The 16,228-nt window shown below is 58.5% G+C and carries 11 protein-coding genes; 7 read left to right on the top strand and 4 right to left on the bottom strand.

Annotated features, from left to right (window positions below; genetic code table 11):
- Window positions 1–2: 2 nt before the first annotated feature.
- Window positions 3–311: a PA4575 family protein gene (locus tag AACY08_RS22440; RefSeq protein WP_339471448.1), complete on the bottom strand. Its 309-nt coding sequence runs from the start codon at window positions 309–311 to the stop codon at window positions 3–5.
- 314 nt (window positions 312–625) lie between these two features.
- Window positions 626–3,064, bottom strand: a complete 2,439-nt coding sequence (locus AACY08_RS22435) for a Lon protease family protein (RefSeq protein ID WP_339436783.1) — start codon at window positions 3,062–3,064, stop codon at window positions 626–628.
- 267 nt (window positions 3,065–3,331) lie between these two features.
- Between AACY08_RS22435 and AACY08_RS22430 the strand changes: the two genes are divergently transcribed.
- The 6 genes from AACY08_RS22430 to AACY08_RS22405 all read left to right on the top strand — a co-directional run bounded on the left by AACY08_RS22430 (window position 3,332) and on the right by AACY08_RS22405 (window position 8,634).
- On the top strand, window positions 3,332–3,820 hold the full coding sequence (locus tag AACY08_RS22430; RefSeq protein ID WP_339436782.1) for a DUF3015 domain-containing protein: 489 nt from the start codon (window positions 3,332–3,334) through the stop codon (window positions 3,818–3,820).
- Window positions 3,821–3,913: 93 nt separating this feature from the next.
- Complete coding sequence (locus tag AACY08_RS22425) at window positions 3,914–5,767, top strand: Lnb N-terminal periplasmic domain-containing protein (RefSeq protein WP_339471446.1); 1,854 nt, start codon at window positions 3,914–3,916, stop codon at window positions 5,765–5,767.
- A gap of 102 nt (window positions 5,768–5,869) precedes the next feature.
- A complete protein-coding gene (locus AACY08_RS22420; RefSeq protein ID WP_339471444.1) occupies window positions 5,870–6,169 on the top strand; it encodes a chorismate mutase in 300 nt (99 codons plus the stop codon).
- A gap of 214 nt (window positions 6,170–6,383) precedes the next feature.
- Complete coding sequence (locus tag AACY08_RS22415; protein WP_339471442.1) at window positions 6,384–7,469, top strand: type I restriction endonuclease; 1,086 nt, start codon at window positions 6,384–6,386, stop codon at window positions 7,467–7,469.
- A 240-nt stretch (window positions 7,470–7,709) separates the two neighbouring features.
- On the top strand, window positions 7,710–8,066 hold the full coding sequence (locus tag AACY08_RS22410; RefSeq protein ID WP_339416807.1) for a hypothetical protein: 357 nt from the start codon (window positions 7,710–7,712) through the stop codon (window positions 8,064–8,066).
- A gap of 70 nt (window positions 8,067–8,136) precedes the next feature.
- Window positions 8,137–8,634: a GreA/GreB family elongation factor gene (locus AACY08_RS22405; RefSeq protein ID WP_339471440.1), complete on the top strand. Its 498-nt coding sequence runs from the start codon at window positions 8,137–8,139 to the stop codon at window positions 8,632–8,634.
- Here AACY08_RS22405 and gdhA read toward each other — a convergent pair.
- On the bottom strand, window positions 8,631–9,968 hold the full coding sequence (gene gdhA, locus AACY08_RS22400; RefSeq protein WP_339471439.1) for an NADP-specific glutamate dehydrogenase: 1,338 nt from the start codon (window positions 9,966–9,968) through the stop codon (window positions 8,631–8,633). The two genes, AACY08_RS22405 and gdhA, sit on opposite strands and share 4 nt — an antisense overlap.
- 341 nt (window positions 9,969–10,309) lie before the next feature.
- Complete coding sequence (gene ettA / locus AACY08_RS22395) at window positions 10,310–11,974, bottom strand: energy-dependent translational throttle protein EttA (protein WP_339436780.1); 1,665 nt, start codon at window positions 11,972–11,974, stop codon at window positions 10,310–10,312.
- Between the two features lie 316 nt (window positions 11,975–12,290).
- Between ettA and AACY08_RS22390 the strand changes: the two genes are divergently transcribed.
- Window positions 12,291–16,142 (top strand): sensor domain-containing protein, encoded by a 3,852-nt coding sequence (locus AACY08_RS22390; RefSeq protein WP_339471438.1) that lies wholly within the window; start codon window positions 12,291–12,293, stop codon window positions 16,140–16,142.
- The last annotated feature ends 86 nt before the right edge of the window (window positions 16,143–16,228 follow it).

Raw genomic sequence — 16,228 nt, 5'->3', positions numbered from 1 at the left:
ACTCAGTGCGTGGTATCACCCTTGAGCTGTCGCAGATGGGCCTGCATGTGCAGGCTCCAGATCTGCGGATCGCCCGCCTGCTCATAGCCATGCAGGGTCAGGCTATCAACGATGGATTCCAGAATGTTTTCCGCCACGACGGGGCCGTGAAACGGGCCCTGGGACTTGATAGTGGAGGGTTGTTCGCCGGTCATTCCGGCGGCAAACAACAACGTCCACATGCCGTTATCCCTCGCAAGAGGACGAATGGAGCATTCGATACGGGTGACTAGGCCAAAGCACTGACGGGTGAGGCAAAGGTTGCGCGGCATGGCGGCGACCCTCGTTAGATCGGTGTTCAACCTGCACCTGGGGCGAGGCTGTCTCTATCCAGCGACTCCTGTGGATATCCCTTGAACACAGAATAGAAGAAAACCGCGACAAACCAAGGCTGTAGGGACCAACGGCGCTAGCCCCTCAAACCCAGTCAAATTTATGGCGGCTTCAGGATTTATTCCAATACACCACCGTCAATCTGGGAGCTGGCCAGCCTGCGATGACTGACGTCCAGGCAACATTCTGTTGACGGGTAGACCGCTATCGCAGGCAAGCCAGCTCCCACACTTGACCGCGTCACGACAAAAAATCAGGTGGGTTTGGTTTCGGCCAGCGCCTCCTGTGCCAACTCCTTCTCCGCCTCCTTCAAGTCGTCCTCACTGATCATCTCGGCAATCGCGCGCAAGCGCTCTACCACGCGCGCATTGACCGTGCCTTCCGGGAACTGCCCTTGCGCATCCGGCTCACCGGCGTCCTCGCCCACCAGCAGGCTCAAGGCTTCATCCGCCTGGCGCACGGCATAGATATGGAACTGCCCGGCGCGCACAGCCTGCAGCACCTTCTCATCAAGCATCAGCGTGGCGACGTTGGCTTGCGGAATGATCGCGCCTTGCTCGCCGGTCAACCCGCGTGCTTCACAGAGGCGGAAGAAACCTTCGATCTTCTCGTTGACCCCGCCCACCGCCTGCACTTCACCAAACTGGTTGATCGAACCGGTGATGGCAAAGCACTGTTTGAGCGGCGTCTTCGACAAGGCCGAGATCAAGGTGCACGCCTCGCCCAGGGACGCACTGTCGCCGTCCACGTAGCCGTAGGATTGCTCCAGCGCGATGCTGGCCGAGATCGCCAGCGGGAACTCCTGGGCATACCGGCTACCCAGGTAACCGGTGAGGATCATCACGCCCTTAGAGTGAATCGGCTGGCCGAGGTTAACCTCACGCTCGATGTCGACAATGCCGCTGCCGCCCGGGTACACCGTGGCGGAAATCCGCGCCGGCACGCCGAACGCCGAGTCACCCACCTCCAGCACCGTCAGCCCGTTGCACTTGCCTACGGCGGCGCCGGCGGTGTCGATCAGGATAACCCCGGCCAGCATGTCGTCGAGAATCCGTGCCGACACGCGCCCGGTGCGCGTGGCCTTGGCCTTGAGTGCGCGCTCGATATGGCCGGCATCGGTCATTTCGTCGCCCGCCAGGTGGCGAATGAAATCCGCTTCGCTGACCAGTTGGAACAAATCACCAATACGCGCCGACAAGCGCCCTTGGTGCTCGGCCAATCGCGCGCTGTAGGTGGCTAACCGCGCCACGGCATCCGACGTCAGCGGCGCCATGCCTTCTTCCGACGTGCGGGTTTTGAGCAACTGGGCGAACTGCTCCAGGCTCTCATCGACCATCGGGATGTCTTCATCAAAATCCACCAGTACCCGAAACATCTCCTGGAAGTCCGGATCGGCGTCCTGCAACGCGTAGTACAACTGGCGGGAGCCGATGATGATCACCTTGACCTGCAGCGGGATCATCTGCGGGTTCAGGGTGACGGTCGCCAGGCGGCCCAACTCGCCCAACGGCGATTCCATCTTCAGCTTGCGCGACTGCAAGGATCGCTTGAGGGCGTCCCAGACAAACGGCTCGCTGAGCATTTTTTCGGCTTCAAGAATCAGGAAACCGCCATTGGCGCGGTGCAAGGCGCCTGGGCGCAACTGGCGATACGTGGTGTAGAGCGCGCCCTGATCGGTGCTGTATTCGATACGGCCGAACAGGTTGTCGTAGGTCGGGTGCGGTTCAAACACCACCGGTGCGCCGCCGTTGACCGCATGCCCCACCACCAGGCTTGGGCAGTACTGCTCTTCAAGCAGCTTGCGCGCCTGGGCGTCGGTCTTGGCGTCGTCCACCAATTGCTCGACTACGGTCTTGAGCAGGTACACCTGCATGGCTTGCAGATAACCGCAGACAGCGGCGTTTTCCGCGTACTTTTCCGACAGCGGTGCGAGCAAAGGCTGCAGGGCCAGCGTGATGGTTTCTTCGTTGAACTGGCGCAGTTGGTTATTGGACTCACGCTTCCACTGCGGCAGGCTGGCCAGCTCTTCGTTGAGGCGCTCTTCCAGCTCGGAAATATCCGTGTGGAAACGCTCGCGATCGGCTTCCGGCAACTGCGAGAACTCGGCCTCGTCCAGCGCCTTGCCGTCGAGCATCGGGGTAAAGGCGATGTTGGAGCTGTCGCGGTACAGCGCTACGCCTTTTTCCAGGGCCAGGCGTTCGATTACGTCCAGGGCCTTGTCGTAGCGCTGGTTGAAGGCGCGGTCGATGGCGCTTTTGCGCTGTTGATAGGTCGGGTGCTCGAAGACCGCCGGGAAGGTAGCAACCAGGTTGTCGACCAAGCCATTGATGTCGGCAATGAACGCCGCCGCAGCGCCGCCTGGCAATTCAAGGGCCCGGGGTTCGCGAGGCTCATCGAAATTATTGACGTAAACCCAATCTGCCGGAGTCTGCAGGCGTTTACCTTCGGCCCTCAGGTAACGTTTGACGAACGAAAAGCGGCCGGTGCCGGGCTCGCCCATGACAAATACGTTGTAACCGGGGCGTGGCATGGCCACACCGAACTGCAGTGCTTCAACCGCACGTTCCTGGCCAAGCACACCGCGAAAGGGCTCCAGATCATTGGTGGTCGAGAAGCTGAACTGTTCAGCGGAGAAAGGGCGAGTCAGCGCTTCGGGCGCTAGACGCAAGCTGGCAGCAACAGGATCAGGCATCGGGCTTCCTTACATCAGGCGGGGCAGATAACGGCATTCTGGCTCCCGGTTACGCGCTCTGGCAAGGCGCGCTTGAGGGAAAGCACAGACGCGGGATGCGCCCCGCAAAATTAGTGCGACATCGCGAATTGTTTTATAAAAATACACGGAACCCTTCGAACGTGCCTAAACTCCAAACTGCGCGGGTTGGACTAATAACCGATCCCTAGGGCGCGTTGACGTGCCTGAACCCTTGTCCATTGGTTTGCACACAAAGAGAACAAAGCTATGAAACGGATCCTTCTCGGTACTCTCTTCACCGTCGTCTCCCTCAATGCAATGGCAGAAGCACCAGGTGGCCCGAACTGCGGTTGGGGCAACATGTTGTTTGACGGCCAGCGCGGTACTCCAGCTCACTTCCTGGCCTCTACCACCAACGGCACTTCGGGTAACGCCACCTTCGGCATGACCTCGGGCACCAACGGTTGCAGCACCAACAGCGCCCTGACCTATGGCGGCAAGTCCTGGATTGCCATGAATGGCATGATGAACGAGCTGTCCGAAGACATGGCCAAGGGTAACGGCGAAGCGCTGACTACCTACGCTGTGGTACTGGGTGTTGCGCCGGAAGATCGCGAGCACTTTGCTGCCGTGACTCACGAGCACTTCCAGCAAATCTTCAGCAAGGCTGACGTGACGGCTGATGACGTGCACAACAACACCATTGCTGTACTGAAAAGTGATGCCCGTCTGGCGAAATACGCTACCCAGGCTTAAGCTCGACCTGCCCGCGCCTTTCGAGGCGCGGGTTTTATTTTTTCGACCTATCCCCCCTTGGGTCTTTTTTTTATTTCGACTTAAGTAGCCCCCATGCTCAAACGCCTCGCCTGTCTGGCTCTCTTCGCCTGCGCCCCGCTGCACGCGGCACCGCACCTCGATGATCAACGTTTGCAGCAATTGGCCAATGACCCCTTCTGGTTATCCCTGGGCCACTACGAAGCCGGCAAGATCAGCGGCTGGCGCAGTTATGTCAGCGAGAAAACGTTTTTCCTCGCGCCTGACGGCGCCCATCACCCGGATGCGGAACTCAAGGCCACCGTCGACGCCCTTTACGCGCCGGCCAGCCTGGGTGAAAAACATGCCCAGTGCGTATACCCCGCACGAACCCGCTGGCTCAAGGATCAGTTGCAGCTGACTGACCTGCCTGCCGTGGACTGCAAAGAATTCAAGCAGTGGTTCAAGGACGTCGCCCCCCATAGCGCGGTGATGATCTTCCCGGCGGCCTACCTCAACAGCCCCTCCTCGATGTTCGGCCACACCCTGCTGCGCATCGACCAGGCCGACGTGCAAAGCAACAACACCGCCCTGCTCAGCTACGCGATTAACTTCGGCGCCTATATCGAGGGCTCCGACAACAGCATTCTCTACGCCTGGAAGGGCCTGATGGGGGGTTATCCCGGCCTGTTCGCCTTGGTGCCCTACCAGGAAAAACTCTCCGAGTACCGTAGCCTGGAGAACCGCGACCTGTGGGAATACCGCCTCAACCTCACCCAGGTCGAGACCGAACGCATGGTCGAGCACGTGTGGGAGCTCAAGCAGATCCAGTTCGACTACTTCTTCTTTGACGAAAACTGCTCCTATCGTCTGCTGGAATTGCTGCAAGTGGCGCGCCCTGGCCTACGCCTGACTGAACAATTTCCGCTGACCGCCATCCCGACCGACACGGTCAAGGCCGTGAAAGAGGCCGGCCTGGTAGAAAAGATCGACTACCGCCCTTCCCGCGAACGTGAACTGCTGGAGCGCGCCAAGCCACTCGACAGCGACGAGCAGCAATGGGTACTGAAGGTCAGCGAAGACCAGAAACAATTGCAGGAGCCCGCCTTCAAAGCCCTGCCCCGCGAGCGCCAGGCCCTGATCATCGACGCCGCTTACCGCCTGGGCCGCTACCGCGCCAATGGCTTGGAGCGCAACACCATACGTTCCCAGCGCAGCTTCGAACTGCTGCGCGCGATCAATCAGAACCCTGCGCCCGACCTTAAAATCGTGCCGCCCGGCCTGCCGGAAAACGGCCATGAATCGCGCACATGGCAAGCCGGCATTGGCACCCGTGGCGACAAAGCCTTTGGTGAATACGGCCTGCGCATGGCCTACCACGACCTCAACGACAACGCCGAAGGCTTCCCCCTCGGCGCGCAAATCGAAATCCTGCAAATGAAACTGCGCCAGTACGAAGGCAACCACTGGCAACTGCAGCAACTGGACCTGGCCACCATCCGCTCCCTGACCCCGCGCAACGCGCTGTTGCAACCCTGGTCATGGCAAGTCACCGGCGGTCTGGAGCGCGTGCCTGGCAAACACGACGACGAAACCCTGGTCGCCCACGTCAACGGCGGTGCCGGCGGCACCTGGCAACTGCGCGACGACATGCTCGGCTTCGCCCTTGGCACCGTACGCGTGGAACATAACAACGACTTCAACGAAGCCATCTCCCCGGCAGCCGGGTTCAATACCGGGGTGTTGTGGAGCAATCCGCTGGGTAATTTGAGTTTGGAAGCCAAGGGTGATTTCTTCACCAATGGCGAAGTGCAGCGCAGCATCAGCTTGAACCAGCAGTGGGAGCTGTCACGCAACCTGGGGCTGCGGTTGAGTGCGCAGCGCGAGTACAGCCACCTTTCCACGCCAGTCAACGAAGTGATGCTTGAGGTGAAGTGGTATCACTACTGAACCGGCCCCTATAGCTCAACACAGATCAAATGTGGGAGGGGGCTTGCCCCTCCCACATTTGGCCCGAGTTTATTCAGAGACCTCTCAAGGAGTTCAAACGACATGGCCGTTACCTGCACAACTCTGGAAGAAGTCCGAACCCACATCGACCGACTCGACCAGCAAATTGTCACCCTGCTCGCCGAGCGAGGTCGTTATGTCTTCGAGGCAGCGCGCTTCAAAAAAGATGCCGATGATGTAAAGGCTCCCCAGCGAGTTGAACAGGTAATCACCAAAGTCCGGGATTTGTCGCAGACAGTAGGCGCCAATCCAGAGGTCACTGAGCAGGTGTATCGGGCAATGATTGCGGCGTTTATTCAGCAGGAGTTGGCTGAGCATGCTGCGCTCGTGCAAACCAGTTAAGAATTGCCAAATATATTCATCTCTACAGAAATCCTTCACACACATTTAACCTATTGATTTTCAAGCGAGAATAATCAGAGGATTTTTTAGCTTTTTTTAACATTCACAAACTTGCTTCGACGAAGCCTCGCTTTATGAGGATTTGTGTCTAGTCTCGGGTAGCAATCAAATCGCCACCACGTCTATCCACGGATCTGAATAGGTAGAGGCTTATATGGATTTTTTTGAAAAACTCACCAGCCTGGCAGCGAAGGTTCGTCTGCAAGGCCCTGCCATTCAAACAGAAGAAGCGACAAAAAATGCTTTCGTAATGCCCTTTATCAATACGGTGTTGGGCTACGACGTATTTGATCCACAAGAAGTGATGCCTGAATTTGTCTGTGATGTAGGGACGAAGAAAGGCGAAAAGATCGACTATGCGATCATGAAAGATGGTGAGGTCCAAATACTGATCGAATGCAAAAAAATCGGTGAGTCATTGAGCATCAATCATGCATCGCAGCTTTTTCGATACTTTCATGTCACGAGCGCAAGAATCTCAATCCTCACAAACGGCCAGGTCTACAGATTTTTTACCGACTTGGACGCTCCAAATAAAATGGATGAAAAGCCATTTCTAGAATTGGATTTATTAGACATTGATGAGTACTCCGTACCAGAGTTGATCAAACTCACCAAGTCGGCATTCGACGTTGACTCAATAATCAATGCCGCTGGAGAGCTGAAATACGTCAGTCAACTCAAAAAGCTCATTGGCTTACAGGTCAGCAAACCGGAAGACGACTTCGTTAAATTTTTCGCATCCAGAGTTTACGAAGGTGTCATCACACAGAAAGTGCGCGAGCAGTTTTTCGAACTGACACGAAAAGCGTTAGCTCAGTTTTTGAACGATCAGATCAATGATCGACTCAAGTCAGCGATGAGCGGAGCCATCCAACCAACAATGGCATCAATGCCCGTCGCGCACAGTGCCAATTCAGATGCGCAGGATAGAGACGAGTCAGAAGATAAAATTCTGACGACGCTTGAAGAGCTGGAGGGCTATCACATCGTCCGAGCCGTTGTTCGATCGGTGGTCGATGCCAAGCGGATTGTTCAAAGAGATACACAAAGCTATTTTGGGATATTACTGGACGACAATAATCGCAAGCCGATTTGCCGTCTTCACTTCAATCGCAGTCAGAAATACCTCGGAATATTCGACGAGGAAAAAAATGAAACACGGCACGCGATTTCATCCATTGATGAAATTTACGAGTACGCCGATCAGTTGAAAAAAACAGTGGGTTATTACGACTGAAGGCCGCAGAGCGTTAGTTAGAATACGCTCGCGAAATCTTCGATAACCGTGTGGTGAGCGGGGCTGCGCAGCGGCCCCAAAACCACTCAATGGGGACCGCCAGCCCAGCGCGGGGCAAGCCGGCTAACTACAAGTGCCGCGCTCACCGCCCAACACCTTTCTCACTTCCCTTTCACACCGCCCTGACAAATCCCCTTCTAGACTCTCCCTATCAGCCGTGAAACGGCCAGGGAGTACGCCATGTGGCGGTTTGCGTTATTGCTGTGTGCGGTGGTGTGGCTGGCGGGTTGTCAAACGACCCATCAGGATTTGCTGGCCAAGGGGTATCCACCGGCTTTTGCCGACGGTTTTGACGATGGCTGCAGCAGCGGTCGCCAGGCTGCCGGGGTGATTACCGGGGAGTTTCGCAAAAATGTACCGCGCTATCTGAAGGATCGGCAATACGCCGAAGGCTGGGAGGATGGCTTTCGCCAGTGCAAGGCCATGCGTGAAAACGAAGAGTTGCGAAACTACAAGGACAACCACTGGGATGACCGAGAGCGCGCCTGGCAGCACGAGAAAGACCGCGACGCCGCCAGGGCCTATCGCTCGCAATAGGTCGCTTTCAGACATCCATCGAAACTAATGCACGGCGAACATGGCCCAAACTCCATAGAGGGAGAACTCCATGAGCCGAGCTTTTGTAAACGAGGACAACGCCGCCGACCAGGCCGACCCGCCGGTGGAGCGTCAAGTGAGCCAGCAGCCCAACCGCCTAACTGCGCAAGGGTTAGCGCAGTTGCAGGCCAAGGTTGCGCAGTTGCAGCAGGAACACAGCGCAGAATCCGCCAAGGGCGAGCACGCTGACAAACAACGCCAGGCCGACCTTGAACGGGATTTGCGTTACTTCAACCAACGGGTGCAGAGCGCCCAAGTGGTCGCATCGGCCACTTCCAGCGATAAGGTGCAGATCGGCAGTTGGGTGACCTTCGCCAATGATCAGGACGAGCAGCAGCGTATTCAGTTGGTCGGTGAAGACCAGGCCGACGCCGGTGCAGGCTTGATCAATTGGGGCTCGCCCCTGGGCCTTGCATTGCTGGGCGCTCAGGTCGGCGACGAGGTGCTGTGGAAGCGCCCCGTCGGCGATCAGTTGATCGAGGTGCTGCGCATCGAGCCCGAGGCTTAGACGATGCCTTGGGCCAGCATCGCGTCGGCCACTTTCACAAAGCCCGCGATATTCGCACCTTTCACGTAGTTGATCCGACCGTTTTCTTCGCCGTAATGCACGCAGGCATGGTGGATCGACTGCATGATGGCGTGCAGCTTGCTGTCCACTTCGCCCGCCGTCCATAGCAGGCGCATGGCGTTCTGCGACATTTCCAGGCCACTCACCGCGACACCCCCGGCGTTGGAGGCTTTGCCCGGTGCGAAGAGAATGCCTGCCTCGATAAAGATATCCACAGCGTCTAACGTGGTTGGCATATTGGCGCCTTCGGCCACGCAGAGGCAGCCGTTGCGCAGCAGGGTGCGCGCAGCATCGGCATTGAGTTCGTTCTGAGTGGCGCAAGGCAGCGCGATGTCGCAAGCCAGTTCCCATGGGGTCTGGCCTTTGCGGAACTCCAGGCCAAAACGCTCGGCCAGTTCGCTGATGCGCCCGCGTTGCACGTTTTTCAGCTCAAGCAAGGCCGACCATTGTTCTTCGGTCAAACCGCTTTCGGCGTACAGGGTGCCTTCGGAATCGGACAGGGAAATCACCTTGCCGCCCAGGTCCATGACCTTGCGCGCCGCGTATTGCGCCACGTTGCCGGAGCCGGACACTGCCACACGCTTGCCCTCGACACGCTGGTTATTGCGCTTGAGCATTTCTTCGGCGAAGTACACGCAACCGAAGCCGGTGGCTTCCGGGCGAATCAGGCTGCCGCCGTAGGTCATGCCCTTGCCGGTCAACACCGAAGTGAATTGGTTGCTCAGGCGCTTGTACTGACCGAACAGGAAGCCGATTTCACGGGCGCCCACGCCGATATCGCCGGCCGGCACGTCCACGTCCGCGCCAATATGGCGATACAGCTCGCTCATGAAGGATTGGCAGAAGCGCATGACTTCAGCATCGCTCTTGCCCTTGGGATCAAAGTCCGAGCCGCCCTTGCCGCCGCCCATAGGCAGCGAGGTCAGCGAGTTCTTGAAGGTCTGCTCGAAGGCGAGGAACTTCAGCACGCCCAGGTTCACCGACGGGTGGAAGCGCAGGCCACCTTTATAGGGACCAATGGCGCTGTTCATCTGGATACGAAAACCGCGATTGACCTGGACCTTGCCATGATCATCCACCCACGACACTCGGAAGGTAATGGCGCGTTCCGGCTCGCAGATGCGCTCCAGGATGCCCGATGCCAGGTAGTGAGGGTTGGCTTCAAGAAACGGCCACAGGCTGCGTAGGACTTCTTCTACTGCCTGGTGGAATTCGGGCTGGTCAGGGTCGCGTTTCTTGAGGCGAGCGAGGAAGGATTCGACGGATTCGATCATGAAAAGTCTCGGCAGATTGATTGTTTTTAAATGAGATTGAGCCCGACCTTAGCAACTCGTCATGCACCTGAAAAGCGCAAGATGTCGCCTTTATGAATTTAAATGGTGCATTAGATATAAATAACCGCGCTTATCCGCACCAAAAAAGGGATTCAGGCTTGGAGCATGCACCAACAGTCAAACCGCACTCGCGAGCAAACGCGCACACATTTGATCGGTTTCAACGCTGGAATGCGGTCGAATGTGTGGGCTTGCTCGCGAATGAATCCACCCAGGTCTTTCAGACAGCACGCAAAAAAAACGGAGCCCGAAGGCTCCGCTCTTTCAAACCACTGACCCAATCAGGCCAGTTTCTTGTGACGCACACGGTGCGGCTGGGCAGCAGCATCGCCCAAACGCTTCTTGCGGTCCGCTTCGTACTCGGTGTAGTTACCTTCGAAGAACACCGCCTGGGAGTCATCCTCGTACGCCAGGATGTGAGTCGCGACGCGGTCAAGGAACCACCGATCGTGAGAGATCACAATGGCGGCGCCAGGGAAGTCCAACAGCGCTTCTTCCAGGGAACGCAAGGTTTCAACATCGAGGTCGTTGGACGGTTCGTCGAGCAGCAGGACGTTGCCGCCCTCTTTCAGGGTCAGGGCCAAGTGCAAGCGACCGCGCTCACCGCCGGACAGGTCCTTGACGAACTTCTGCTGATCGCCGCCCTTGAAGTTGAAACGACCCACGTAGGTACGCGACGGGATTTCATAGTTGCCGATGCGGATCTGGTCAGAACCGTCGGAAATCTGCTGGAACACCGTCTTGCTGCCGTCGAGGTCTTCGCGGCTCTGGTCCACACAGGCCAGCTGCACGGTTTCACCGACTTCGATAGAGCCCGAATCCGGCGCTTCCTTGCCCATCAGCATACGGAACAGCGTGGATTTACCCGCACCGTTACCGCCAATAACGCCAACGATCGCACCTTTTGGCATCGAGAACGACAGGTTGTCGATCAGCACACGGTCGCCATAACCTTTGGATACGTTCTTGAACTCGATGACCTTGTCGCCCAAGCGTGGGCCGGCCGGGATGTAGATCTCGTTGGTTTCGCTGCGCTTCTGGAATTCCTGCGATTGCATTTCTTCGAAGCGTTGCAGGCGTGCTTTGGATTTGGACTGACGAGCCTTGGCGCCTTTGCGCACCCACTCCAGTTCTTCCTTCATGGCTTTTTCATGGGCCGATTGTTGCTTGGATTCGGCAGCCAGACGGTCGGACTTGGCTTCCAGCCAGCCGGAGTAGTTGCCCTCGTAAGGGATACCGGCGCCACGGTCGAGCTCGAGGATCCAGCCGGCCACGTTGTCCAGGAAGTACCGGTCGTGCGTAATCGCAACCACGGTGCCCGGGAAATCGTGAAGGAAATGCTCCAGCCAGGCGACGGAATCGGCGTCCAAGTGGTTGGTCGGTTCGTCAAGCAGCAGCATGTCAGGGGCCGACAGCAGCAGGCGGCACAGGGCCACACGGCGCTTTTCACCACCGGACAGGAATTCGACCTTGGCGTCCCATGCCGGCAGACGCAACGCGTCGGCGGCAACTTCCAGCTGACGCTCCAGGTTGTGACCGTCGCTGGCCTGCAGGATGGCTTCGAGCTTGGCTTGTTCGGCCGCCAGTTTGTCGAAGTCGGCGTCTTCTTCAGCGTACGCGGCGTAAACCTCGTCGAGGCGCGCCTGGGCGTTTTTGATCACGCTGACGGCTTCTTCAACCACTTCGCGCACGGTCTTGGTCGGGTCTAGGATCGGTTCTTGCGGCAGGTAGCCGATGTTCAGATCGGGCATCGGGCGGGCTTCGCCTTCGAACTCGGTGTCGACGCCGGCCATGATTTTCAGCAGCGTGGACTTACCCGAACCGTTGAGGCCGAGCACGCCAATCTTGGCGCCAGGGAAAAAGGACAGCGAAATGTTTTTCAGGATTTCCCGCTTCGGAGGGACAACTTTGCCCAGCCGATGCATGGTGAAGACGTATTGAGCCAAAATGTGGACCTCATGAAAAAGTGAGAACAGGCCTACGTAGCGTCATGGCGCTGTACATAGCATTGCGAATCCTCAAGGTTAACCTAAGTGGCCGGGCGTATCGAAATCTATCTATTAGATTAGCTGCCCATACCTTCAGAGGTTCCAGCCCCCCCTTCATGCTTGGCAGACAACCTGATCCACACAGGTGCCTGACTTGTGTCCCGCCAGGCGGGGCTGGCACTTTGCCACAAGTCAGGGCATGCTAGCCGCCCTCCGGGCGTCCGGCTTATAGTGCATGTCGCGCGCCAGTCCAGCCAAACCGCAGGATCACAGCTTGTCCAAAGTCACGCCGCCTACTCCCCTGCGCGCCGCTCATATAGCGCCGGGAGCGCCCCTGCACGGCACCCTCAAAGGCGCATTGGCGACGCTCGTCCTCATGCTGCTCGCCTTATTGTTCTGGCAACTGCTTGACCAGTTGCAGCAAAACCAGAAGAACCAGCAGCAATACACCATCGACTACAGTGCCGACCTGGCAGAACAGATCAGCCTGAACATGGCCCTGAGCGCAAAAATCGCTCTGAACCTACTACCGATGGTCGAGCCACCGCGCGACAGCGAACAGCAACAGGCCTTGATGCGCACCTTGCAGCGCTCGCTGCCGGAGCTACGTAGCATTGCCCTGCTCGCCCCCAGCGGCGCGATGATCAGTGACAGCGCCACTGACAGCCAGGACGGGGCCTGGCTGGAAGAGCTCGTGCAGCGCAGCCACTCCCAGTCCTATTACCTGAGCAACAACGACGACGGCACCCTCATCTATCTGTTGTTGCACCAGCCCAGCGGCGGTTCAAGGATGTACTGGGCGTTGCGCCTGGCACCCAACTACCTGGCCAACCTCACCCCCCAGGACGGCCAGGGCCAACGCCCGATGTGGGTCATCGAGAATCGCATCAACCACCGCGTCATCAGCCGTGACAGCGGCATGCCGGCCCAGTGGGCCAGCGCCCTCACAGCGGACGAACTGAATAAAAGCGTACTGGTCACGCCTCTGAGCAAGAGCGACTGGCAATTGCGTGGGCTATTCGACCGCACCGCCGTGCTGGAGCAACTGCTGCCGGCGTTTATCGGCAAATGCCTGTTGGGCCTGGCGTTCTCGCTGATCCCGGTGATCGTGCTGTTGAACATGCGGCGCCGCCAGCGCCAAGTGCATGAAGGCCGGCGGCGCTACCAGGATATTTTCGAAGGCACCGGCGTGGCCCTGTGCGTGCTTGACCTGTCGGGCCTGAACGGTTTCTTCGACAAGACCGGGTTGCAGACCCGCGAGCAATTGCACACCTGGATGCAGGCCAACCCCGACGAGCGCCAGCGACTGCTCAAGGAGCTGCGCATCACCGAGGTCAACCAGGTGGCGGTGCGCCTGTTGAACGTGGGCTCCTGCGAGGAGGCCTGGGGACGCCTGATCGATGACTGCCCGCGCAATGCCACGTCCATCGGTTACCAGATACTCGATGCTGTCCTGACCCAACAGAACCAGTTGGAGCTGGAAATCCAGCTCAAGGACGTGGCCGGCAACGACCAATACCTGTGGCTGGTGATGCGCATGCCAGAGCAACAAGACGACTTCAAGGCAGTGATCCTCAGTATCAGCGATATCACCAGCCGCAAGCTGATCGAGCTGTCGCTGGTCGAACGGGAAAGCTTCTGGTCAGACGTGGTCCGCACCGTGCCCGACCACCTGTATGTGCAGGATGTGATCAGCCAGCGCATGATCTTCAGCAACCACCATTTGGGCCACACCCTCGGCTACAACAAGGCCGAACTGCAGCAAATGGGCGAGTACTTCTGGGAAATCCTGCTGCACCCCGAGGACGGCGAGCATTACCACGATTTGCGCCAGCAGCAGCGCAATGTCGGCTACACCACGCAGTTGCACTGCCAACTGCGCTTCCGTCATCGCGATAACCAGTGGCGCCGTTTCGATATCCGTGAACAAGCCCTGGCCCGCGAAGAAACCGCGCAGATCAGCCGGATCATCGGCGTGGCCAAGGACATCACCGACCAGATCGAAGCCAGTGAATCCCTGCGCGACAGCGAACAGCGCTACCGCATGCTGGCCGAAAGCATCAGCGACGTGATCTGCTCCACCGACAGCCAATTGGCCCTCAACTATGTCAGCCCGTCGGTCAATGCCGTGCTGGGCTATGACGTGGATTGGGTGCTCAAGAACGGCTGGCAGTCGATCATTGCCAACCCGCAGCAACTGACCGGCATTTATAGCCTGATGGAGCAGGTCAGCCGCGCGCTGGGCGATACCGAGGCGCTGAACAAGCTGCGTGATGACATTCAAACCCAGTTGTTCCTGTTCGATTGCCTGCGCGCCGACGGTCGCAAAGTGCCGATTGAGTTGCGCGTGGTGCTGGTGTGGGACGAACACGGCGCCTTTGAGGGCATCCTCGGCGTGGGTCGCGACATCAGCCAGCAGCGCCGCGCCGAGAAAGACCTGCGCATGGCGGCCACGGTATTCGAGCACTCCACGTCGGCGATCCTGATCACCGACCCGGCGGGTTATATCGTGCAGGCCAACGAGGCGTTCAGTCGGGTCAGCGGCTATGCGGTCAGCGATGTGCTCGATCAATTGCCAAACATGCTCACCGTCGACGAACAGCAGGAAGCCCACCTGCGCTACGTGCTCAAGCAACTGCATCAGCACAGCACCTGGGAAGGCGAAGTGTGGCTCAAGCGCCGTAACGGCGAGCATTACCCGGCGTGGGTCGGCATCACTGCCGTGTTTGACGATGAGGGCGACCTGGCCAGCTACGTGTGCTTTTTCAGTGATATCAGCGAGCGCAAGGCCAGCGAACAGCGCATCCACCGCCTGGCCTACTATGACGCCCTGACCCACCTGCCCAACCGCACGCTGTTCCAGGATCGCCTGCACACCGCGTTGCAGTCGGCCGAACGGCAAAAGTCGTGGGTAGTGCTGATGTTCCTCGACCTCGACCGCTTCAAACCGATCAATGACTCCCTGGGCCACGCCGCCGGCGACCGTATGCTCAAGGAAATGGCCACGCGCCTGCTGGGTTGCGTGGCCGAAGACGACACCGTGGCGCGCATGGGTGGCGACGAGTTCACGTTGCTCCTGCAGCCACGGGTCAACCGTGAAATGGCGCTGAACCGCGCGATCCATGTGGCCGAGCAGATCCTCGCCAGCCTGGTAAAACCCTTTGTATTAGAAGGCCGAGAATTCTTTGTGACCGCCAGTATCGGCATCGCCCTCAGCCCGCAGGACGGCAACGAGCTGAGCCAACTGATGAAAAACGCCGACACCGCGATGTATCACGCCAAGGAGCGCGGCAAGAACAATTTCCAGTTCTACCAGTCGGACATGAACGCCAGCGCCCTGGAGCGCCTGGAGCTGGAAAGCGATTTGCGCCACGCCCTGGAACAGGACGAATTCGTGCTCTATTACCAGCCGCAGTTCAGCGGCGACGGCAAGCGCCTGACGGGCGCCGAAGCCCTGCTGCGCTGGCGCCACCCGCGTCGCGGGCTGGTGCCGCCGGGGGACTTCATCCCGGTGCTGGAAGAGTTGGGCCTGGTGGTGGACGTCGGCGACTGGGTGATCAGCGAAGCCTGTCGCCAGCTCAAGACCTGGCACCAGAACAAGGTGCGCGTGCCGAAAGTCTCGGTGAACATCTCCGCGCGGCAGTTCTCCGACGGCCAGCTGGGCACGCGCATTGCCACTATCCTCAAGGACACTGGCCTGCCGCCGGCGTGCCTGGAGCTGGAGCTGACCGAAAGTATCCTGATGCGCGAAGTCAACGAGGCCATGCATATTCTCGACAGCCTGAAAAACCTGGGCCTGAGCATTGCGGTGGACGACTTCGGCACAGGTTATTCGTCGCTCAATTACCTCAAGCAATTCCCTATCGACGTGTTGAAGATCGACCGCACCTTTGTCGATGGCTTGCCGTCCGGCGAGCAGGATGCACAGATCGCCCGGGCCATTATCGCCATGGCCCACAGCCTGAACCTGGCGGTGATCGCTGAAGGCGTGGAAACCCATGAGCAACTGGACTTCCTGCGTGAGCATGGCTGCGATGAAGTGCAGGGCTACCTGTTTGGGCGGCCGATGCCGGCGAATCGGTTTGAGGCGCAGTTCAGTAACGATGCCCTCTTCATGTTCGATTGATTGGAGCTAACAGCTCTAATCAATCGACCATGAAGAGGGCAGCGGCAAGCTGTAAGCGGCAAGCAAGGGCAAATCTGCTTTTACTT

Origin of the sequence: Pseudomonas sp. EL_65y_Pfl1_R83, from assembly GCF_963970695.1 — a bacterium.
Classification (GTDB): domain Bacteria; phylum Pseudomonadota; class Gammaproteobacteria; order Pseudomonadales; family Pseudomonadaceae; genus Aquipseudomonas; species Aquipseudomonas tritici.
This window is presented reverse-complemented; position numbering and strand designations above follow the sequence as displayed.